We start from the raw sequence: 21,514 nt of genomic DNA on the forward strand, positions 1-21,514 counted from the left end.
GCGGCGCCTTCTGTCGCCGCCTGCGGGTGTGTATAATCGCGCATCAATTCGTCCGCTGGCTTCGGCAGGTAGTATTAATGGAAAGAGTCTTTGAATTCGTCGTCAATCACTACATTCTCGCCTCCATCTTTGTGGTGCTGCTGATTGCACTGCTGCTTCTGGAAACCCGTCGCGGGGGCAAGAAGGTCAACGCCCAGGCGCTCATTAATCTGCTCAACAAGGATCAGGCCGTGGTCGTCGATATCCGCGACCGCAAGGACTTCGCCAACGGCCATATCTCCGGGTCGATCCACATGCCGCTGAACAACCTCAAGGATCGCGCCGCCGAGCTCAAGAAACACGAAGGCAAGCAGGTGGTGATCGTCGACAAGATGGGCCAGCACTCGGCGTCCGCTGTGCGTCAGCTCAACGCCGAAGGTTATACCGATGTGGTACGCCTGGGTGGCGGCATTGCCGACTGGCAGGGCAACAACCTGCCGCTGAAGAAAAAGAAGAAGTAAGCAGGAAAAACAAGCCGGTGCGTGGCCGTGGGCAGCCAGTTGAATTTGCTGCCCGGTTGGCGCACTGTTGCACTCGACATCAACGGGCCGCGGCCCGCCGGGGCATCTTCGGATCCTAATGGCGGACGCACACGATAACGAGAGCGGAGCGGCGTCACGGCTGACTCCGGACAAGAACCGAAAGGAAGAAAGATGGCTGAAAACGATCAGGCCGCAGGCAGCGCCAACACCAACGAGAACCAGCCCCAGTTCGCACTGCAGCGGATCTACATCAAGGATCTGTCGTTCGAGTCCCCCAATTCGCCGACCCTGTTCCAGGAGCAGTGGCAGCCGCAGGTCAACCTGGACCTGAACACCGCCCATACCCAGGTCAGCGACACCCAGTACGAAGTGGTGCTGTCCATGACCGTGACCGCCAAGGTGGGTGAGAAGGTGGCCTACATCGTCGAAATCCAGCAGGCCGGCGTATTCATGGTCAAGGGTATCGAGGGGCCGCAACTGGGTCAGATGCTGGGTGCCTACTGCCCGAATATCCTGTTCCCGTATGCGCGTGAGTCCATCGACAACATCGTGGGCAAGGGCAGCTTCCCGGCCCTGATGCTGGCCCCGGTGAACTTCGACGCCATCTACGCCCAGGCGCTCAAGCGCCAGCAGGACGAAGCAGCGGGCGAAGCCGCTGAAGAGCAGAAGCACTGATCCTGACCTCGGGGCCGGCTTTCAGCTGGCCCCAGGCTTCTTTTGCGCCTTCCTCGCGCGTTTTCCTCTTTCCCGTTCGTGTCCGCAATTAAAGAGCCAGCCGTTCCCGTAGCGGGGATGTTGGCGTATTGTTGAGCCTTCCTGTTTAACCCGGCCGTCGAGCCCGACAGCAAACACCTCCGAGTCGTCATGTTCCATATCGTCCTGCACGAACCCCAGATTGCCCCCAATACCGGCAATATCATCCGTCTGGCCGCCAATACCGGCTTCCGGCTGCACCTGATCGAGCCGTTGGGGTTTGATTTCGAGGAGCGCAAGCTCAGGCGGGCGGGGCTGGACTATCACGATCTGGCGAATGTCAGTCGCTACCGGGATTTCGAGGACTTTCTGGCGCAGCATCCGGGCAAGCGGATCTTTGCCATGACCACCAAGGCCAGCGCGCACTACAGTGAGGTGACGTTCAGGGAAGGGGATTGCCTGCTGTTTGGCAGCGAAACCACCGGGTTGCCCGCGGACATCCGCGGCGGTTCCGCCATTGAGCAGGCCTTGCGCCTGCCCATGTGCAACACCTCCCGCAGTCTGAACCTGTCCAACGCCGTGTCCGTCGTGTGTTACGAGGCCTGGCGTCAGGTGGGGTTCAAGGGAGGTGTCTGAGACCTCCGTGTGAGAACGGCCGCGTTCGCGACGTTCTCACACGATCTCTTCCAATAGGCGGCGTTATCAGTCGCCTGAGGTCAGGTTGCTGAGCAGACGGCTGGTGCTTTCGTGCGCATCGCCGAACAGCATCTGCGTGTTCTCCTTGAAGAACAGCGGGTTTTCCACACCGGAGTAGCCGGCGGACATGCCGCGCTTGAGCACTACCACCTGACGCGCTTTCCAGACTTCCAGCACCGGCATGCCGGCAATCGGGCTGCCCGGGTCTTCCGAGGCGCTCGGGTTGACGGTGTCGTTGGCGCCGATGACCAGGACCACGTCGGTCTCCGGGAAGTCGTCGTTGATCTCATCCATTTCCAGCACGATGTCATAGGGCACGTGGGCCTCGGCCAGAAGCACGTTCATATGCCCCGGCAGACGTCCGGCAACCGGATGGATCGCGAAGCGCACGTTGGTGCCCCGCTTGCGCAGGAACTGGGTGATCTCGCTGACCGCGTTCTGGGCCTGGGCGACGGCCATGCCGTAACCCGGGGCGATGATTACCGAATCGGCGTTGCGCAGCTCGTCGGCGACTTCATCGATGGAGGTTTCGTTGATGGTCAGGTCGCCGTCCACTGCAGCGGAGCTGGAACTGGTCTGACCGAAGCCGCCGAGGATGACGCTCACGAACGAGCGGTTCATCGCCTTACACATGATGTAGCTCAGGATCGCGCCGCTGCTGCCCACCAGGGCGCCGGTGACGATCAGCAGGTCGTTGCCCAGCATGAAGCCGATGGCCGCGGCGGCCCAGCCGGAGTAGCTGTTGAGCATGGACACCACGACCGGCATATCGGCGCCGCCGATGGCCATGATCAGGTGGATGCCCAGGATGGCGGCCAGAGCCGTCATGATGGCCAGGGCCAGCAAGCCTTCGATCATGCTGTTGGTGGTCAGGAACCAGCCTCCCAGGCCAACGCACGCGGCGATGATGAGCAGGTTCATGACGTGGCGGCCCGGCAGGGTCAGCGCCTTGCTGGCGATGCGGCCGTCAAGCTTGCCGCAGGCGACCAGCGAGCCGGTGAAGGTCACGGCACCGATGAAGATGCCCAGGAACACTTCCACCAGTTTGATGGTGTGCTCGGCGCCGTGGGTGTCCACCAGCGGCTCGACATAGCCGGCAAAGCCGACCAGCACCGCCGCCAGGCCCACGAAGCTGTGCAGCAGGGCCACCAGTTGGGGCATCTGGGTCATTTCCACCCGGTTGGCGATGACGATGCCAATGGCGGCGCCGATGGTGATGGCGATCAGGGTGGTGACCCAGCCATCGCTCATGCCGCCGACGGTGGCGGCTATGGCGATGAGGATACCGGCGATGCCGTAGACGTTACCGCGACGGGCGGTTTCCTGGTGGCTCAGGCCGCCCAGGCTCAGGATAAACAGAATGCTTGCGCCCACGTAGGCGACTGTGATCAATCCTTGTGACATGGACGCTCTCCTTACCGATGGAACATCTTGAGCATGCGATAGGTGACCCGGAAGCCACCCCCGATGTTGATACAGGCAATCAGGACCGCGACGAACGCGATAATGCCGATCACCAGATTCTGCGCCTGGGCCAGGTGCAGGATCGCGCCCAGCACGATGATGCCGCTGATGGCGTTGGTCACACTCATGAGAGGGGTATGAAGCGAGGCGGTCACGTTCCAGATCACCTGCCAGCCGACGAAGCAGGCCAGCACGAAGACCGTGAAGTGTGACAGGAAGGACTTCGGTGCATAGGCACCGATGCCGTACAGGGCGGCGACGGTGGCCACCAGCAGGGCGCCTTTCCAGAATGCCTTGGCGCCGGACTTGCCGCTGTCGGCGTCCTCGGCTGCCGGCTGTGCGGCGGCTTGCGGCTGGGCCGGTTTAGGCGCGGGTTTCTCCGGCTGCGGTGCCGGCCAGGTCACCTTGCCTTCGTGGGTGACGGCCACGCCGCGGATGACGGTGTCTTCCATGTCGACCTGGATCTCGCCGTCTTTCTCTGGCGTCAGCTCGCTCAGCAGGTGCCAGAGGTTGGTGGCGTAGAGGTCGGAGGAGACGCTGGCCATGCGGCTCGGCAGGTCGGTGTAGCCGACGATGCTGACGCCGTTCTCGATCGCCACTTCACCCGGCTGGGTCAGTTCGCAGTTGCCACCTTGTTCAGCCGCAAGATCCACGATTACGCCGCCCGGCTTCATGGCGCGAACCATGTCCGCGGTAATCAGGCGCGGGGCCGGCTTGCCCGGGATCAGGGCGGTGGTGATGATGATGTCGACTTCCTTGGCCTGTTCCATGAACAGGGCCATTTCCGCCTCGATGAACTCCTTGCTCATCTGCTTGGCATAGCCGCCGCTGCCGCTGCCGTCTTCCTCGAAGTCCAGCTCCAGGAAGTCGGCGCCCATGCTTTCCACCTGCTCTTTCACTTCCAGGCGGGTGTCGAAGGCGCGCACGATGGCGCCCATGCTGCGGGCCGCACCGATGGCTGCCAGACCGGCGACACCGGCACCGATGACCATGACCTTGGCGGGCGGCACCTTACCGGCCGCGGTGACCTGACCGGTGAAGAAGCGGCCAAAGCGGTTGGAGGCTTCCACGACCGCGCGGTAGCCGGCAATGTTGCCCATCGCGCTCAGGGCGTCCATCTTCTGGGCGCGGCTGATGCGGGGCAGGGCGTCGATGGAGAAGGCGGTGACGTTCCTGGACGCCAGTGTCTCCAGCAGCTCGGGGTTCTGGGCCGGCCACAGGAAACTCAGCAGGTAGCTGTCGTCCTTGAGCAGGCTGGTCTCGTCCAGGTCGGCCTGCTCGTTGAAGCGGGGCCCGCGGACTTTCAGGATGAACTCGGCGGCGGACCAGAGGTCCTGCGCGTTATCTGCGATCTCGGCCCCTGCCTGGCGATAGGCGTCGTCATGATACGTCGCAGCGGCGCCTGCGCCGGTCTCCACGACGACCGTATGGCCAAGCTTGATCAGCTTGCCGACGGAGGCCGGTGTGGCCGCCACCCGGTTTTCGCCGGGGTAGCACTCTTTGGGGATGCCAATTTTCATGTGCAAACCTCTTTATGACTGTCTGTTACCGGTGCCCGTTTTTTGTTCGGCCGTAAAGCCCGTGCGAGGCTGGCCGGGTGTCTTTCATTTCAGGTTATTGTTTTTATGTTGTTTTTGTTCTTGTGGTCGATCCGGCAGCGCTGGGCATTTGCGTCGCTCGCCGGGCTCGTTCGTCTGACGAGGGGGTGCGTTTGTACCACATACCGGTAACTACGCATAGACATAAATCGACCGCGCTGCCCTCTTTTGGGGCGGAATGTCGATTATGGGCGAAAGGCTGACGCGCGTGGATAGCCCGTCTGACGTGGGGAGGCGGTTAATTCGGAGAAGGCGGGAAAAAAGCCGGCGGCGGGCGCGCCGCCGGCCCTCCGGGGTTAGCGTTCGACCGCCAGCGCAACGCCCATGCCGCCGCCGATGCACAGGGTCGCGAGGCCTTTTTTCGCATCACGACGCTGCATTTCGTGCAGCAGGGTGACCAGGATGCGGCAGCCGGAGGCGCCGATCGGGTGGCCCAGGGCGATGGCGCCGCCGTTGACGTTGACCTTGTCGGTGTCCCAGCCCAGGTCGCGGTTGACCGACAGGGCCTGGGCGGCGAAGGCTTCGTTGGCCTCGATCAGGTCCAGCTCGTCGACGCCCCAGCCGGCGCGCTCCAGGCAGCGGCGTGTGGCCGGAATGGGGCCGGTGCCCATGATCTGCGGGTCGACGCCGGCGCTGGCGTGGGCGCGAATGGTGGCCAGCGGTGTGAGGCCTAGTGCCTGGGCCTTCTCGGCGCTGCACACCACCACGGCGGCGGCGCCGTCGTTGATGGACGAGGCGTTGCCGGCGGTCACGCTGCCGTCTTTCTTGAAAGCGGGCTTGAGTTTGCCCAGGCCTTCGCCGGTGACGCCATCACGCGGGCCTTCGTCGCGATCCACCACCAGCGGGTCGCCCTTGCGCTGGGGCACGCTGATGGGCACGATCTGGCCGTCGAAATAGCCGGCTTCACGTGCGGCCACGGCTTTCTGCTGGGAGGCTGCGGCAAACGCGTCCTGCTCTTCCCGGGTCAGCCCGTATTTCTCCACGATGTTCTCGGCGGTCACACCCATGTGGTAGCCGTTGAAGGCGTCCCAGAGGCCGTCGTTGACCATGGTGTCCACCAGTTTCCAGTCGCCCATGCGCTGGCCGTTGCGACTGTTGGGCAGCACGTGGGGCGCCTGGCTCATGCTTTCCTGGCCCCCGGCGAGAATCACGTCCGCGTCGCCGCAGCGGATGGCCTGGACGGCCATGTGGACCGCTTTCAGACCGGACCCGCACACCTTGTTGATGGTCATGGCGGGCACGTGGTCGGGCAGACCGGCGTGGATGGCGGCCTGGCGCGCCGGGTTCTGGCCGCAGCCGGCGGTCAGAACCTGTCCCAGGATGACTTCGTCCACCTGATCGCCGGCGATCCCGGTCTCGTCCAGCAGGGCCTTGATGACGGCCGAGCCCAGTTGATCCGCCCGCAGGCTGGCGAGTCCGCCGCCGAACGTGCCGATCGGGGTACGGCGGGCTGCCGCGATGACTACGTCGCGCATGGTGCTCTCTCCTCAGGGAAATGTGTTGGCATTCTATCTGAAATTGTGACGGTTGCGACTAATCGTATGGTGACGACCCGTCCGGCGATGGCGCCGCCGGATCGTTGGCTGCCGGCGGCGCCAGCACCTGCCGGATGCGCTCCAGCCGGGTCTGGCGAATGGCCTCACCCAGGGCCTTGCCGGTGTAGCCTTCCGCCATCAACGCCTGGGGATCCACGGTCTTGGCCTGTCGCAGGGCGATTTCGACAGGGCCCCGGTCCAGCACCTGGCCGCGGGCCTGGCCCAGCGCTTCGGCGGCGTCCAGCAGGTCGGCGAAACGTTCCGGACGGCGCCAGGCGTCGGTCCGGTCGAGCAGGGCCATCAGCAGGTCGGCATCGCGCGGGGCGTCTTCCAGCAGATCGTCGACGGTGTCGGCCAGCAGGCGTGCCAGGTCGCGACAGTCGTTGGGCGTCTTGAGGCGTTCGGAGAGGGTGTCGACGAGATTGCCGTCGCCCAGCCCTGCCACCAGGGCCGCATAGCGCACAGCGATGCGATCCCCGTGACGGCTGGCGGCGTCCAGCGCCTGCAGGGTAGTGGGACGGCGCTGGCTGCCCAGCGCATCGGCCAGGGGCGGCATCAGCGTCTCCAGGGCGCCGCATTGCTGCAGGACCCGGAAGAAGACGCCGGGGTCCGCCTCCAGCAGGGCGCGCTGGATTTCCTGCCAGACCCGTTCAGCCACCAGATGCTCGACTTCGCCGGCCTCGGCCATGCTGCGCATCAGTGCCAGGGTGTCGTCCGCCACGCGGAAGCCCAGCGGCGCCAGGCGAGCGGCAAAGCGGGCGACGCGCAGGATGCGCAGCGGGTCCTCGGCAAAAGCCGGCGAGACGTGCCGCAAGCGGCGCGCTTCCAGATCCTGCCGGCCATTGAAGGGATCGATAATCTGTCCGTCCCCGGCCTGGGCCATGGCGTTGATGGTCAGGTCCCGGCGGCGCAGGTCGTCTTCCAGGGTGACGTCCGGTTCGCTGTGGACGACAAAACCGTGGTAGCCCTGTCCCTGTTTGCGTTCGGTGCGGGCCAGGGCGTATTCCTCCCCGGTTTCCGGATGGAGGAAGACCGGAAAATCCGCGCCTACCTGCTTGAAGCCCCAGTCGAGCATTTCCTGTGGAGTGGCGCCCACGACGACCCAGTCGCGATCCTTGACCGGGCGGCCGAGCAATTGGTCCCGGACGGCTCCCCCCACGAGATAGATATCCATAGCGCATCCCGCAATAACGATAGGGCGATTATCGGGATCATCGAACGAGGGGGCAACCCGTTCGCGGGATTGGCCGGACTGGCGGCGTGGGGCGTGACGACTGCTGGAGGCCCCTTAGCTAGAAGGCGGCCCCCAGCTCCACGGCGGCGCCGACCTCGGTGTCGCTGACCAGGCCGGACAGCTCCAGGTGAGCGCCATAGGGCGAGAAACCCAGGCCGAATGTGTACAGGGTGTCTTCTTCGACGCCGCTGTTGTCGTCGTTGCTGGCCAGATTGTGGCGGAGGCCGGCGCGCAGCTGTACGGCGCGGAATACGTCCAGCTCGCCGCCCAGGGCGGCCCACTGGGTGTCGTCACCGAAACCGAAGGCTTCCGCCTCGGTCAGATCGATCTCGGCGGTGACCGCATGGATGTCGCCATGATGGGCGATGCCCGCGGTGACGCGGGGATCGAGCTCGAAGGTTCGGCCGGAGCGGGAATCCAGGTCCATGGGGATGATGTTGCGTACCGACAGGCCGGCGGTCCACGCCTGACTCTCGCCGAAGCGGTAAGCGGCGCCGAGGTCGGCGTTGAAGCCGCTCTTGTCGGTCTCGTTCTCGTCGGCATCGAAGTCGTCGTCTTCAAAGTCGCTGACCCGCCGGCTGTACTCGTAGGTCCGCAACTGGACGTACTTGGGCGACAGGCCGAAGGCGAGCTGGTTGTCGTCGCTCATCTGGAAAGCCTTGGCGAAACTGACCCCGACTTCCCCGACCGCGGCGGCATAGGCGGTGCCCTCGGAGGTGAGGATGTCGCCAATGTCGGTGATGGTGGTGGCCAGTGCCGGATTGTTCTGAATGGCTTCCAGCAGCGCCAGGTCGCTGTCGGATACGTCGCCGCGACCGGTGGCGCGTACGCTGGCGTTGGTGAATACGCCGACCGAGACGCCCGAGGTCGGCAACGCCAGGCTCAGGCCGACGCCGGCGTCGGCGCGCATGGTGTCCCGGTTAAGCGCTTCGAGCTGGGATTGCAGGCGCCCGGCGCTGTCGGAAATGGCTGCGGTGTCCAGGGTGTCGATCTGTGCGTTGATGGTGTCGATGGTGTCCTGAATGTCGTCGATCTGGTCGATCACCTCTTCGTCGTCCGCCAGTCGGGCGTTGATTGACGGCAGGATGAGCCCGAATTCGTCGGCCCAGTCGTGTTGGCCCATGGCCAGCATGGCGGGGTTGGCGGTATTGGCCGAGGCGGGGTGGGCGACGGCGACACCGGTGCCGCCCATGGCGAACGAGCGGGCGGTGGTGAAACTCTGTGGCGCGGCCACGGCGCCGGTGGTGGTGGTGGCAAGGCTGACGGCCAGGGCGATGCGGCGATGGATCATGGAAGATCTCCGGATTGTCTGAGTCGAGCTTCCTCCGGGCGGAGTGGCGGACTATAGACCAGGCTCCGGCGCCGGAATGTGGTCACATGGTTACGTCGCGTGGCTTTTCGCTTCGTCTTACGATAGACCATCCGGCCGGCTGCCGCGTCGGCTGCGGAGAGTTTTTGCCGCCTGCCGTCCCGGAGTGTCCGGGCTCTCCGGGATTATGGTTTCATGATAGGGAGTTAGCGTTCCTGGCGTGATTCTTTCATGGCAGGGATGAAAATGCGTTTTTGCCGGAGAAAGACATGAAGCGTTTTGTAACCAGCCTGTGCCTGGCTGCGATCGGCCTGACCGGTTGTGCGTCCTCGTCGACGGAGGACCGACAGAGGGCGATCGCCGCCGAGCGACTGGAGCCGATCGTGGTCCGGGTCAGTGGATTCGGCACCTACGCGGATGCCACCAACGACCGCCTGGACACCCGCAAGCGGCTGCTGGCACGGCGCGCCTCCAAGCTGGATGCCTACCGGGCGCTGGCGGAGCGGGTCTACGGCACGGTGATCTACGGTAGCTCGACAGTGAACGACTTTGTCCTCAACAACGACAACTTCCGCTCCTACGTGGACAGCTACATTCGCGGCGCCAAGCTGGTGGCGGTCAACGAACACAGCGATGGCGTGGTGGAGTCGGTGATGGAGCTCAAGCTGGAGTCCCGCTTCCGCGCCTGCGTGGCCCTGTCCGAAGACCGCGAGGTGCCTGAGCGCTGCCCGATTCCCATGCCCATGGGCAACGACAGTCGCGGTGATGTGCACGCCGAGACGGTCGATTCGCTGTACTACCTGGAATGAGTCGGAAGTCTGGAATGAGACGAGCGGTTGCAAAGAGGCCGGCTGGAATGAAGCGGATGAGTCGTTGGTTTGCCATTATCTCGGGCCTGCTGCTGAGCGGCAGTGTTGCCGCCGCCTGGGTGCAGGGCACCGGACAGGCCGTGATTGTTGGTGATGACGTGGGTGCCGCCCGGGAACAGGCGCGCAACGCCGCCCTGCGTGACGCGGCCCTGCGCTACGACGCGCGGGTGGCCAGCGAGGACACCATGCACAACGGCGTGCTGACCGATTCCCGCCTGAGTGTGGCGTCGCAGGCGCGAGCCCGTCAGGTGCGGGTGCTGGAGGAGAATCGCCGCGGCAACCTGCTGCGCATGACCATCGAGGCGGACATGAGCGCCGACCAGGCTTGCCAGGCCCGGGATGCGGCCCGCTTGCGCAAGCGGGTGGCGATTACCGGATTCCCGATTGCCGATACCGATCACACCCGTATGGGGCGCGTGGCCGATGCCAGCGAGGTCCTGCCGCGGCAGTTGCAGGAGCGCCTGCAGGCGGATGGTCAGGTGCAGGTATTCGGTGCGACCGGTGTGCAGATGTTCCCGGACGTGCCCAATGCGCCGACCCGGCAGCGCTTCGACAACAGCCTGACCAACGTGATCCAGCTGGCGCGGGAACTGGATGTGCAGTTTGTCGTTACCGGTGTGATCCGCGACATGCGTCTGTCCGATCCGGAAGCCTGGGGAACCTCGATTCTCGATCGCATGCAGCGTGGTCTGGGGGTGGCGAACCAGGAGCGGCAATTCGTCGCCGATCTGATGGTGTACGACGGCTACAGCGGCTCGCCGGTGTTCCAGAAGCGTTTCGCGACGAGTGGCACCTGGGATGCGGATATGACCGACAATACCGGCTTCGGTTCGACCGCTTTCCGGGCCACCGATTACGGGCAGGCCGTGGAGCGGACTCTGGGGCAGATGGAACAGGCGGTGAACGCCGCCCTGGCGTGCCAGCCGTTCATTACCCGCATCAGCCGGGTCGACGGCCAGAAGGTCTACCTGGCGTCCGGCGCCACGGCGGGGCTGCGCCCGGGCGATCAGCTTCAGCTCTACCGCAGTTTCCGCTTCTTCGACGCACCGGACTCAACGCCCGAGTTGACCGACTCCGGTATGACCATGACCGTCAATCACGTGCATCCGGATTTCAGCAGCGGTCTGATGCCGGATGTCGGTGCCGTGCACAACCTGCAGCGGGATGATATTGCGATTATCTGGTGAGGGCGGCGTTGCTGAGGGGTATTAGAGGCGTCATGTCGCCGGGGCTTTAGGTTCGGAACAGGCTTGTGGCCAGCCAGAGGTTGCCCGGGGCCCTTTTACGGGCCCTCCGAAGCTGCAGCTTCGGCGACATTGGAGATGCGGTCGAGCGTGGGAATCAGACCCCGGCCGCTTCCTTCGCCGCAATGTCCCGGATCTTGCCGACCATGGCGCGCAGGCCGTTGCCGCGGGTCGGGGAGATGTGGCGGAACAGGTCGAGACGTTCGAACAGCTCGTCCACGTCCACCGACAGCAGGTCGCGCGGGGACTGGGCGTTCAGGGCGATGAGGATGATGGCGGCAAGACCGCGTACGATCATGGCGTCGCTGTCGATCAGCAGGAACAGGCGGCCGCTGTCCGGATCCGTGTAGTGGATCAGCCACACCTGGCTCTGGCAGCCGTGCACGTAGTTTTCCTCGACCCGCTCCTCATTCGGGAACGCCGGCAGCTGGCGGCCCAGGTCGATGATGTAGGCGTAGCGCTCTTCCCAGTCGTCGAGGAATTCGAACGCCTCATGGACGTCCTCCAGGGTGACTTTCTGGCCCAGGGGGTTGTCGAGGAACGATTGCTTGGCTGCTGTCATAGGTATCGGGTGTAGCGTTGTCAGGATTTGCAGAGAGTGAACCGCATCGGGGTGGATGGCGCAAGGGGAGGCCTTACAGCATCCCCAGTTCGAGTTTGGCTTCGTCCGACAGCATGTCGTTGTTCCAGGGCGGGTCGAAGGTCAGCTCCACGGTGACCTTGTCCACGTTGGGCACGTGTTCCACCTTGCGTTTGACGTCGTCGGTGATTACCGGACCCATGCCGCAGCCGGCAGCGGTCAGGGTCATCCGGATGTAGACCTGGTTGCCCTCGTCGGTCCCGTTAGTGATCTGGCAATCGTAGATCAGCCCCAGCTCCACCACGTTGACCGGAATCTCCGGATCGTAGCAGCTGCGCATGGCCTCCCACACCTGATTCTCGTTCACCGAACCGTCTTCCGGCGTGTCGTAGCTGCTCTGCGGCGGTTCCTTGCCCAGGGCGTCGGCGTCGTGACCTTCCACCCGCGCCAGGTTGCCGTTGACCGCCACCGTGAACGTGCCGCCCAGGGACTGGGTGATGGTCACAAAGGTATCCGACGGAATCATGATCTCCGTGCCGGACGGCACCAGTCGGGCTTCCACTTCGCGCTTGGTCAGGACAACTTCGCGTTCGGCCATGGGGGAATGTCGCCTCGCTTATCGGTGAATCAGGAGATGGAGAAGCTTTCGCCGCAACCGCACTCGGCGGTGGCGTTGGGATTGCGGAAATGGAACATGGAGTTCAGTCCTTCCCGAATGAAGTCGATCTCGGTGCCGTTGACGACCGCCAGGTGCTTGCGCTCGACGTAGACGTCCACATCATCGACGGTGAAGATGGCGTCGTCCTCACCCTGTTCGGTGACCCATTCGGTCTCGTACATGAAACCCGAGCAGCCGCTCTTGCGGACGGCCAGGCGGATGCCGCGGGCCTCCGGGTGCTTCTCAAGCTGCTTGCGCACGTGTGACACCGCGGCGGGTGTCAGGGTCACGCCCACGCTGGGGGTAAAGGTTTCAGCCGTCATCGATTCGCCTCCCGATCAATCCGTTATTCAGCGAACAGTCGCTGGATCTTCTGCAGCGCTGCGAACAGTTGCTCCACTTCATCCAGCGTGTTGTAGAACGCAAACGAAGCCCGCGCCGTCCCCGGTACGCCGTAATACGCCATCAGCGGCATGGCGCAGTGGTGGCCGGTGCGGATCGCGATGCCCTGCTGGTCGAGCAGGGTGCCTATATCACTGGGGTGCAGTCCGTCGATTTTAAAGGACATGACCGGCACTTTGTCAGTGGCGGTGCCGATCACGGTCATGCCCGGGACCGTTTCCACCAGCTCGTTGGCCCGCTGCAACAGCGCCTGCTCGGCGGTTTCCAGGGCGTTGCGGCCCAGGCCTTCGACGTAGTCGATGGCCGCGCCCAGACCGACCGCCTCGGCGATCGGCGGGGTGCCGGCTTCGAACTTGTAGGGCAGCACGTTCCAGGTGGTCTTCTCGAAGGTCACCCGCTCGATCATCTCGCCGCCGCCCATAAAGGGCTCCATATCCTGCAACAGCGCTTCGCGGCCGTAGAGCACGCCGATGCCGGTGGGGCCGAACAGCTTGTGGCCGGAGAAGGCGTAAAAGTCGCAGTCCAGTGCCTGGACATCGGGGCGGTAGTGGGGCACCGCCTGGGCGCCGTCGATCACCGTGTACAGGCCTTTCGACTTCGCCTTGGCCACCAGCTCGCGCACCGGGTTGACCGTGCCCAGCACGTTGGAGACGTGGGCCACCGCCAGTACGCGGGCGCGGCCGCTATCGAGTAGCGTGTCCAGTTCCGGCATGTCCAGCTCGCCCGCCGGCGTGACGGGGATCGGCACGACTTTCGCGCCGATGCGCTGGGCCACCATCTGCCAGGGCACGATGTTGGCGTGGTGCTCCATGGTGCTGACGAGGATCTCGTCGCCGGCCCGCAGCCGCTGGCCGAGGCTGTTGGCGACGGTGTTGATGGCCTCGGTGGTGCCGCGCGTCCAGATCACCTCTTTGGTGCTGGCGGCGTTGAGGAACTGACGAACCGTCTCGCGGGCGCCCTCGAAGGCGGCGGTGGCCCGGTCCCCCAGGGTATGGGCGCCACGGTGCACGTTGGAGTGGCTGTGCCGGAAGTAGGCGTCCATGGCGTCCAACACGGCGACCGGCTTGTGGGCGGAGGCGCCGTTGTCCAGGTACACCAAGGGCTTGCCGTTCACTGTCTCGGACAGGATCGGGAAGTCCCGGCGGACGCGGTCTACGTCCAGGGCTTTTCGGGCTGCCGCAAGATCGGTCATGTCGCTCAGGCTCCCTCGAACGCTTGTTCGATAAACCGGTTCAGACGCGCCTGTACGGTTTCCCGCACCGCCTCGACCGGAATCTGCTCGATCAGTTCGTTGATGAACGCCATGGAGAGCAGGGTGTTGGCCTCGCGCCGGTCGATGCCGCGGGACACCAGGTAGAACAGGGCGGTGTCGTCCAGCTGGCCGACGGTGGCGCCGTGGGCGCATTTGACGTCGTCGGCGTAGATTTCCAGCTCCGGCTTGGTGTCGATTTCCGCACCGGTGGAGAGCAGCAGGTTCTTGTTGCTCATGTTGGCGTTCGACTTCTGCGCATCCGGGTGAATGTGGATGCGGCCATTGAAGATGGCGTGGGACTCGTCCGCGGCGATGTTGCGATAGGTTTCCTCGCTGTCGCAGTGGGCGGCCACGTGTTCAATGGTGGTGTGGTTGTCGAAATGCTGTTTGCCCTGGGTCACGGCGACGCCGTTGAGGCGGCAGTTGGCGCCGGACTCTTCCAGGCGCACCTGCAGGTCGTGCCGGCGCAGCGGGCCGCCGAAGCCGACGCAATGGCTGTCCAGGCGGGCGTGGCCGAGCAGGCGCACGCCGGTGGCGCCGATGTGGTAGGTGTTCTCACCTTCCAGGGCCAGACGCACGCTGGTGATGTTGGCGCCGTCCGCCAGGCTGAATTCGGTGACGGTGTCCACCAGGGCCGGTTGTTCGCCGGTGGAGATGTATTCCTCGACCAGGGTCATCTGGCTGTTGGCGCCGGCGTCCACGTAGATGCGCGGGTAGACGGAGCCGGACGCTTCGGCGTCGGTCTCGGCGATCACGAACAGCGGACGGTCGAGCACCGCGCCCTGGCGCAGGCGGATGAACAGGCCGTCCTCGAAACGGGCGGTGTTCAGGCGCGCCATCTGCACGGCCTTGCTGTCCAGGGTGTTGTCCAGGCGCTCGGCCAGGGACTGGGCGGTGACTTCGTCCAGATCGGCGAAGCTGCGGATCTCGATGCCGTCCACGTCCGGGAAATCACTCGCTTCCGGCACCACCACGCCGTTGTGAATGACCACGTGGTAGCCGTCCATCGCCAGGGCCGGGCCGGCCTTGTAACCGGACGGCAGGTTGGCCGCGAGGGTGTCGTCCAGCTTCAGGTAACGGCTGGAGTACTTCCAGTTCTCGGTCCTGCGCGTCGGTAGCGGCATGTCCACCAGGGCGCTCCCGCGCTGTTCACGCAGCTTGCGCAGCGGTTCCGGCAGCTTGGCGCCGGACGCCTCGAGAAACGCGCCGGAAAGGGTCGGTGCTGCTTTCATCATAACCAACCTCCTTAGCCGGCCTCGACTTCGTCTGCGTCCTTGATACCGAGCCAGCCGTAGCCGCGCTCTTCCAGTTCCAGAGCCAGCTCGCGACCGCCGGACTTGACGATCTTGCCGGCGGCCAGCACGTGCACGTAGTCCGGCACGATGTGGTTCAGCAGACGCTGATAATGCGTGACCATCAGTACGGCGCGCTCCGGGGAGCGCAGGGCGTTGACGCCGTCGGCGACCACCTTGAGGGCGTCGATGTCCAGGCCGGAGTCGGTTTCGTCGAGGATCGCCAGACGCGGCTGCAGCAGCAGGGCCTGGAGGATCTCGTTGCGCTTCTTCTCACCGCCGGAGAAGCCTTCGTTGACGCCGCGCTTGAGGAACGCCGGGTCCAGGTCCACCTGCTTGGTGGTTTCCTTGGCCAGCTTCATGAAATCGACCGCGCTGAGCTCTTCCTCGCCGTGATGGGCGCGCATGGCGTTGACCGCGGTGCGCAGGAACTGCAGGTTGCTGACGCCGGGGATTTCCACCGGGTACTGGAACGCCAGGAAGATGCCTTCGCGGGCGCGCTCCTCGGTTTCCAGTTCCAGCAGGTCCTTGCCGTCGAGCGTGATTTCGCCGCCGGTGACCTCGTAGGCTTCGTTGCCGGCCAGGATCGCGGACAGGGTGCTCTTGCCGGAGCCGTTGGGGCCCATGATGGCGTGAACTTCACCCGGTTTGATGTCCAGGTCGATGCCCTTGAGGATTTCCTTGCCGTCGACGGCGGCGTGCAGGTTACGAATGCTCAGCATGGATTGTGATCTCTCTCTGAATTCCTGAATTCTGTGTGCGTGGTCGTTCGCAGGCCGTTAAGCCGGGCCCGTTAACCGACGGACCCTTCAAGGCTGACTTCCAGCAGCTTGCCGGCTTCCACGGCGAATTCCATCGGCAGCTCCTTGAAGACTTCCTTACAGAAGCCGTTGACGATCATGGACACCGCCTGTTCCGGATCGATGCCGCGCTGGCGGCACAGGAACATCTGCTCGTCGCTGACCTTGGAGGTGGTGGCCTCGTGCTCGACGATCGCGCCCTTGTTCTTGCTCTCGATGTACGGGAACGTGTGGGCGGCGCACTGGTCGCCGATCAGCAGGGAGTCGCACTGGGTAAAGTTGCGCGCGCCTTCCGCGCCCGGGCCGAACTTGACCAGCCCGCGATAGGCGTTGCTGGATCGCCCGGCGGAAATGCCCTTGGAGATGATGGTGCTGGACGTGTTCTTGCCCAGGTGGATCATCTTGGTGCCGGTATCGGCCTGCTGGTAGTTGTTGGTCAGCGCCACGGAGTAGAACTCGCCCACGCTGTTCTCGCCGCGCAGGATGCAGCTCGGGTACTTCCAGGTCACGGCGGAGCCGGTTTCGACCTGGGTCCAGGAGATCTTGGAGTTCTTGCCGATGCAGGCGCCGCGCTTGGTGACGAAGTTGAAGATGCCGCCTTTACCTTCCTCGTCGCCCGGGTACCAGTTCTGCACGGTGGAGTACTTGATCTGGGCATCGCCCAGCGCCACCAGCTCGACCACGGCCGCGTGCAGCTGGTTCTCATCGCGCATCGGCGCGGTGCAGCCTTCCAGGTAGCTGACGTAGCTGCCTTCGTCGGCGATGATCAGGGTACGCTCGAACTGGCCGGTGTTGGCCGCGTTGATGCGGAAGTAGGTGGACAGCTCCAGCGGGCAGCGTACGCCCTTGGGAATGTAGACGAACGAGCCGTCGGAGAAGACCGCGGAGTTCAGCGCCGCGAAGAAGTTGTCACCGGCCGGCACCACGCTGCCCAGGTACTTCTCGACGAGTTCCGGGTATTTCTGGACCGCCTCGGAAATCGGGCAGAAGATCACGCCGGCTTCGGCCAGCTGATCCTTGAAGGTGGTGGCGACGGAGACCGAGTCGAACACGGCATCGACGGCCACGCCGGCCAGTTTTTCGCGCTCGTGCAGGGGGATGCCCAGCTTCTCGTAGGTGCGCAGCAGCTCCGGATCCACTTCATCCAGGCTCTGCGGCATGTCTTCTTTCTTCTTCGGCGCCGAGTAGTAGGAGATGCTCTGGAAATCCACCTTCGGGTAGTTGACGTGAGCCCAGTCCGGCTCGTCCATTTCCAGCCAGCGACGGTAGGCTTTCAGGCGCCAATCCAGCATGAATTGAGGCTCTTGCTTGATCTCTGACAGGCGCTGAATGACCTCTTCATCCAGGCCCGGCTCGAAGGTATCGGCTTCGATTTCGGTTACGAACCCGTGTTCGTATTCCCGTTTGATCAGCTCGTTCACCTGCTTGTCGGTGTTCGCCATGATCGTCGCTCCGTCTCTCTCAGGTGCGGTCTTCGGTTGCGAGCCCGCAGACTCTGTTAACTGTTGCGAGCGCCGCGATGTAAAGGCGCCCTCGTAATCAATTGGCCCAATGGCTCGGGCGCAATGACGCCGGGGATTTGTCTCTCACCGTGCGGCACTGGGCCCTTATCGTTCTTATGGGGTGGTCTTCTGGGGGAGGATTGTACAATATCAGAGTAAAATAGTCAGGTATTAAATGGTCGTACCGGCATGGCCGCTCCCGGAAGCCCGCCGACGCTGCCAGACCTTCCGAAGGCCGCGTATTATAACGCAGTTTGAGCCAATTGGTTACTTTCTGGCTGATGCGGTCAGCGCATGATCCGGATGCGGCTAATCAGGGGGATAAAGGAATTCAATGTTAGTGGCCGGGAGGTCTGGTGTCCTGTCTGGTCAATTCGCGTATTTGCTCTATCCTGTGTCACCCGTTGACGCTGTGCTGTGAATGACGGTTCCTTCCGAGAACGCCGCCGGGTGGGAAGGGCTTTTGCGGCCTTGACTGTTTTTTTGAATCCGAGGAGTTGCCCGTCCCATGGCCGTTGTCCTGTCCCTGTTCGTCAAACTCCTGCCGCTCTACATCACGGTCCTGCTGGGCTGGATCGCCGGGCGCTATCTCGAAGCCAGCGGGCGTCACATCGCCGGCATCATGCTCTACATCGTGACCCCGTCGGTGATCTTCTCCGGGGTGATGGCCGCGCCGCTGACGCCGGAAGTGCTGCTGATGCCGGCCATCGTGTTCGCGTTCTGCGTGCTGGTCAGCCTGCCGCACATGGCCGTCGGCCGGCGCCTGCTCAAAGACGGCAGCGCCAACATCGTGCCGCTGGCGGTGGGCACCGGCAATACTGGTTACTTCGGCATTCCCGTGGCCTTGCTGCTGTTCGGGGAAGAGGGCGTGGCGCTCTACATCGTCTGCATGCTGGGCACCACGCTGTTCGAGAATTCGGTGGGCTACTATCTGGCCGGCCGCGGCCGCTACAGCGCGCGGGACTGCCTGGTCCGGGTGGTCCGGCTGCCGGCGATCTACGCCTTTGCCCTGGGGGTGGTGCTTAACCTGAGTGGCTTTGCCATACCGGACGTGTTCGTGCCGCTGTTCGATAACTTGCGCGGCGCCTACAGTATCCTGGGCATGATGATCGTGGGCATGAGCATCCTCAATTTCCGTGGCCTGATGGGCAACGTGCGGTTCACCGGGCTGGCGTTCTTCGGCAAGTTCGTGGTCTGGCCGCTGGCGGCCCTGGCGTTCTGGTTTGTCGACAGCCACTGGCTCGGTTTCTACGATGACGCGGTCTATCGCGCCATCTTCCTGGTATCCATCACGCCCATGGCGGCCAACACCGTGGTCATCGCCACCCTGCTGGATGCCTCGCCCCGTCAGGCGGCGGGCACCACGCTGCTGAGTACCCTGTTTGCGCTGATCTATATCCCGGTGATGGTGGCGATCTTTCTGAGTTAGTCGAACAGAGACAGCTGGTTGTCGCCGGCGCCGGCTTTGCCGCGAACCTTCGGGCGGCTCTGGCGGGGTCCCTTGCGGCTGCTGTGGCGTTCGAGCACCCGGTCGGTTTCCTGCTGCGTGACGTGCTCACGGCGGAATTCGGCCACCGCCAGCCGTGCGCTGCGGGCGGCCAGGTCATGGTCGCACACCGGCTCCGGATAACGCTCGCCCCCGTAGAGACCGTGCTGATGCGCGGTCATGTGCCAGGGGCTGTGGATGAAGTCGTCGGGCACGCCTTCCAGTTCCGGGATCCAGCGCCGGATGAAGGTGCCCTGCGGGTCCAGCTTGCGGGACTGCAGTTCCGGGTTGTAGATGCGCAGGGCGTTGATGCCGGTCAGGCCACTCTGCATCTGGGCCTGCGGGTAGTGGATGCCCGCTTCGAAATCGGTGAACAGGCGCGCCAGGTGCAGGGCCGGATCGCGCCAGTGCAGCCACAACTGGTAGCTGGCGACGGCCATCAGCATGGCGCGCATGCGGAAGTTGATCCAGCCGGTTGCCTGCAGCGCCCGCATGCAGGCGTCCACCAGCGGCCAGCCGGTTTCGCCCCGGGCCCAGCGGTCCAGCCGTTCCCGGTCGTTGGGGCCGGACTTCAGGTTCTCCAGCTCGCGATGGATGGCGCGGAATTCCAGCTCCGGCTCGTCCTCCAGCTTCTGGATGAAATGGCAGTGCCAGTGCAGCCGTGAGCGGAAGCTGCGCAGGCTGCGCTGACGGCGGGGCAGGCTGGACGGGTGCTCGCCGTTGTCGCGGCTGGCCTGATAGATCTGACGCAGGCTCAGCGTGCCGTAGGCGATGTGCGGGCTTAGCCGGGAGCAACCACTGACGGCGCTGTTGGGGCTGGAGATGTTGTACTGATAGCCGATACAGCGGCGATTGAGAAAGGATGTGAGTAACCGCTCACCCGCCTCGCTGCCACCGGCCTGGCGGTCCGGGCAGTCGCTTTCGTCGGCGCAGGGCGGTGGGGTCAGATCGAGCGCGCCCGGCTCGTCGTTGCCCGCGGCCATCAGCCGCTCCGGGCTGACGACCGGTTCGCTCCGCATCAGCCCGTTCCACGCCTGGTCCCAGAGATCCCGGTCCGGCAGGCGCCGTACCACGCCAAACTGGGACCATTCGCGGAATGCGATGCCGCGTTCCGTGCACCAGTCGATCACCCGCCTGTCGCGCCGGAAAGTCCAGTCGTTGCCGGTTTCCTCGTGGGCCAGGACCCGTTTGATGCCGTGGGTCTGATGGAGTCGCTCAAAGACCGCCGTCACCTCGCCGCGCTCGACCCGCAGCGGCGCGCCCAGCCGCGTCAGTTGGCGATGCAGCGATGCCAGACTGTCGGCGATGAAGGCCCACTGGCGCCGGCTGGTGTCGGGCAACTGCCAGTAGTCCGGTTCGACCACGTACAGCGGCAAGACCGGCTCGCCGTATTCGGCGGCGGCCGCCAGCGGGGCGTGATCCTGAATCCGCAGGTCGCGCTTGAACCAGACCAGCGTTGTCATGACGCGGTATTCCGCAAGTGGCCGCGTTGGCGACGACAGCGTTCGCTGCAGTAGCGCACGCGCTCCCAGTCCCGCGCCCATTTGCGGCGCCAGGCAAAGGGGCGCTCGCACACGGGGCAGATTTTCTCAGGCAGATGGGGCTTACTGTGCATCGCAACTAACCTGTGACGACGTATCCTGAAGTGGAACGGTAACCCGGAATACGCGACGCTGCCCGGTCCGGATTGATCCATTCTGACTGAACTTTCAGGCCGGCAACGGGACTATGGCTGAGAAGGGCGAACAGGCGCGGGGAGGCGATATGCGAGGTGTGATTGTCTTGTTCCTGATGTGGGCGCTGCCCTGGACGGGCGAGGCGGCTTTTCGCTGCGGCACCAGCCTGGTCGATGAGGGCGACTGGCCGGTCGAGGTCCGCGAGAAATGCGGTGAACCGGATTACGTGGCGATCTACCCCCAGGCGGCGCTGCCCGGCATCGGTATCGTCCAGACCGTCGAGCACTGGTATTACAACCCGGGACCACGGAGCTTCGTGCGCCGGCTGATTTTCCGCAACGGCAAGCTACGCCAGGAAGAGAGCCTGGGCTACGGTTTCCTGCCCGGTGCTCCGGGCAACTGCTCGCCGCGGATGCTGCGCGAGGGCATGAACGAGTTCGAGATCGTCCGCCGCTGCGGCGAGCCGCTGTCCAAGCGCGTCGAGTGGGTTCTGCCCCGGCGTCGCGTGGATCACTACAGCGGGTACTCGGCCTATCCCCAGGAGGAATGGCTGTACGAATTCGGCCCCAACGAGTTCCGCCGCGTCGTCACCTTCCGCGAAGGCCGTCTCATCCGGGTGGAGACGGCGGGCAAGCCCGGCCAATAGCGTCTATTTTTTCTGCTAGCAACACCCTCTTTAGGATGCGATACCGCAACCGCTGAC

General features: G+C 64.3%; 21 protein-coding genes. 7 read left to right on the plus strand and 14 right to left on the minus strand.

Features of this window, described 5'->3' with window-relative positions; all coding sequences use genetic code 11:
• Positions 1-77 precede the first annotated feature (77 nt).
• The 3 genes from DKK67_RS03715 (at position 78) to DKK67_RS03725 (ending at position 1,850) form a co-directional block, all read left to right on the plus strand.
• Positions 78-500 (plus strand): rhodanese-like domain-containing protein, encoded by a 423-nt coding sequence (locus tag DKK67_RS03715; RefSeq protein ID WP_111494510.1) that lies wholly within the window; start codon positions 78-80, stop codon positions 498-500.
• A gap of 192 nt (positions 501-692) precedes the next feature.
• Positions 693-1,196, plus strand: coding sequence for a protein-export chaperone SecB (gene secB, locus DKK67_RS03720; protein ID WP_111494512.1), 504 nt, complete (start codon positions 693-695; stop codon positions 1,194-1,196).
• 189 nt (positions 1,197-1,385) lie between these two features.
• Positions 1,386-1,850 (plus strand): tRNA (cytidine(34)-2'-O)-methyltransferase, encoded by a 465-nt coding sequence (locus DKK67_RS03725; RefSeq protein ID WP_111494514.1) that lies wholly within the window; start codon positions 1,386-1,388, stop codon positions 1,848-1,850.
• Between the two features lie 66 nt (positions 1,851-1,916).
• Here DKK67_RS03725 and pntB read toward each other — a convergent pair whose 3' ends face one another.
• The 5 genes from pntB to traF form a co-directional block, all read right to left on the minus strand.
• Positions 1,917-3,314, minus strand: coding sequence for a Re/Si-specific NAD(P)(+) transhydrogenase subunit beta (gene pntB, locus DKK67_RS03730; RefSeq protein ID WP_111494516.1), 1,398 nt, complete (start codon positions 3,312-3,314; stop codon positions 1,917-1,919).
• An 11-nt stretch (positions 3,315-3,325) separates the two neighbouring features.
• The gene (locus DKK67_RS03735) at positions 3,326-4,894 is read right to left on the minus strand and encodes a Re/Si-specific NAD(P)(+) transhydrogenase subunit alpha (protein WP_111494518.1); all 1,569 of its coding nucleotides are present in this window, start codon (positions 4,892-4,894) and stop codon (positions 3,326-3,328) included.
• A gap of 374 nt (positions 4,895-5,268) precedes the next feature.
• A complete protein-coding gene (locus DKK67_RS03740) occupies positions 5,269-6,447 on the minus strand; it encodes an acetyl-CoA C-acetyltransferase (RefSeq protein WP_111494520.1) in 1,179 nt (392 codons plus the stop codon).
• A gap of 58 nt (positions 6,448-6,505) precedes the next feature.
• Entirely contained in the window at positions 6,506-7,681 is a 1,176-nt protein-coding gene (locus DKK67_RS03745) for a multifunctional CCA addition/repair protein (RefSeq protein ID WP_111494522.1), read from the minus strand.
• 118 nt (positions 7,682-7,799) lie between these two features.
• Entirely contained in the window at positions 7,800-9,032 is a 1,233-nt protein-coding gene (gene traF, locus DKK67_RS03750) for a conjugal transfer protein TraF (RefSeq protein ID WP_111494524.1), read from the minus strand.
• A gap of 287 nt (positions 9,033-9,319) precedes the next feature.
• Between traF and DKK67_RS03755 the strand changes: the two genes are divergently transcribed.
• Entirely contained in the window at positions 9,320-9,859 is a 540-nt protein-coding gene (locus tag DKK67_RS03755) for an LPP20 family lipoprotein (protein ID WP_111494526.1), read from the plus strand.
• 56 nt (positions 9,860-9,915) lie between these two features.
• Complete coding sequence (locus tag DKK67_RS03760) at positions 9,916-11,106, plus strand: flagellar assembly protein T N-terminal domain-containing protein (protein WP_228160504.1); 1,191 nt, start codon at positions 9,916-9,918, stop codon at positions 11,104-11,106.
• A 154-nt stretch (positions 11,107-11,260) separates the two neighbouring features.
• Here the strand turns inward: DKK67_RS03760 and DKK67_RS03765 are convergent, their stop codons facing one another.
• The 7 genes from DKK67_RS03765 to sufB all read right to left on the minus strand — a co-directional run bounded on the left by DKK67_RS03765 (position 11,261) and on the right by sufB (position 17,589).
• On the minus strand, positions 11,261-11,725 hold the full coding sequence (locus tag DKK67_RS03765; RefSeq protein ID WP_111494530.1) for a SufE family protein: 465 nt from the start codon (positions 11,723-11,725) through the stop codon (positions 11,261-11,263).
• Between the two features lie 73 nt (positions 11,726-11,798).
• Positions 11,799-12,341, minus strand: coding sequence for a putative Fe-S cluster assembly protein SufT (gene sufT / locus DKK67_RS03770; protein ID WP_111494532.1), 543 nt, complete (start codon positions 12,339-12,341; stop codon positions 11,799-11,801).
• Between the two features lie 29 nt (positions 12,342-12,370).
• Entirely contained in the window at positions 12,371-12,724 is a 354-nt protein-coding gene (locus DKK67_RS03775; protein ID WP_111494534.1) for a HesB/IscA family protein, read from the minus strand.
• A 23-nt stretch (positions 12,725-12,747) separates the two neighbouring features.
• Positions 12,748-13,995: an aminotransferase class V-fold PLP-dependent enzyme gene (locus DKK67_RS03780; RefSeq protein WP_111494536.1), complete on the minus strand. Its 1,248-nt coding sequence runs from the start codon at positions 13,993-13,995 to the stop codon at positions 12,748-12,750.
• A gap of 5 nt (positions 13,996-14,000) precedes the next feature.
• A complete protein-coding gene (gene sufD / locus DKK67_RS03785) occupies positions 14,001-15,287 on the minus strand; it encodes a Fe-S cluster assembly protein SufD (protein ID WP_111496755.1) in 1,287 nt (428 codons plus the stop codon).
• A 14-nt stretch (positions 15,288-15,301) separates the two neighbouring features.
• Entirely contained in the window at positions 15,302-16,069 is a 768-nt protein-coding gene (gene sufC, locus DKK67_RS03790; RefSeq protein ID WP_111494538.1) for a Fe-S cluster assembly ATPase SufC, read from the minus strand.
• Between the two features lie 71 nt (positions 16,070-16,140).
• Entirely contained in the window at positions 16,141-17,589 is a 1,449-nt protein-coding gene (gene sufB, locus DKK67_RS03795; protein ID WP_111494540.1) for a Fe-S cluster assembly protein SufB, read from the minus strand.
• Between the two features lie 568 nt (positions 17,590-18,157).
• Here sufB and DKK67_RS03800 point away from each other — a divergent pair.
• Positions 18,158-19,078, plus strand: a complete 921-nt coding sequence (locus DKK67_RS03800) for an AEC family transporter (protein WP_111494542.1) — start codon at positions 18,158-18,160, stop codon at positions 19,076-19,078.
• On the opposite strand, the gene DKK67_RS03805 is transcribed toward DKK67_RS03800, so the two are convergent.
• Positions 19,075-20,598 (minus strand): FAD-binding domain-containing protein, encoded by a 1,524-nt coding sequence (locus tag DKK67_RS03805; protein WP_111494544.1) that lies wholly within the window; start codon positions 20,596-20,598, stop codon positions 19,075-19,077. The genes DKK67_RS03800 and DKK67_RS03805 overlap by 4 nt on opposite strands.
• On the minus strand, positions 20,595-20,750 hold the full coding sequence (locus tag DKK67_RS21990; RefSeq protein ID WP_111494546.1) for a DUF2256 domain-containing protein: 156 nt from the start codon (positions 20,748-20,750) through the stop codon (positions 20,595-20,597). Before DKK67_RS21990 ends, DKK67_RS03805 begins: the two co-directional genes overlap by 4 nt.
• 149 nt (positions 20,751-20,899) lie before the next feature.
• Between DKK67_RS21990 and DKK67_RS03815 the strand changes: the two genes are divergently transcribed.
• On the plus strand, positions 20,900-21,457 hold the full coding sequence (locus tag DKK67_RS03815; protein WP_111494548.1) for a DUF2845 domain-containing protein: 558 nt from the start codon (positions 20,900-20,902) through the stop codon (positions 21,455-21,457).
• Positions 21,458-21,514 lie beyond the last annotated feature (57 nt).

Source organism: Marinobacter bohaiensis (genome assembly GCF_003258515.1).
Taxonomy (GTDB): domain Bacteria; phylum Pseudomonadota; class Gammaproteobacteria; order Pseudomonadales; family Oleiphilaceae; genus Marinobacter_A; species Marinobacter_A bohaiensis.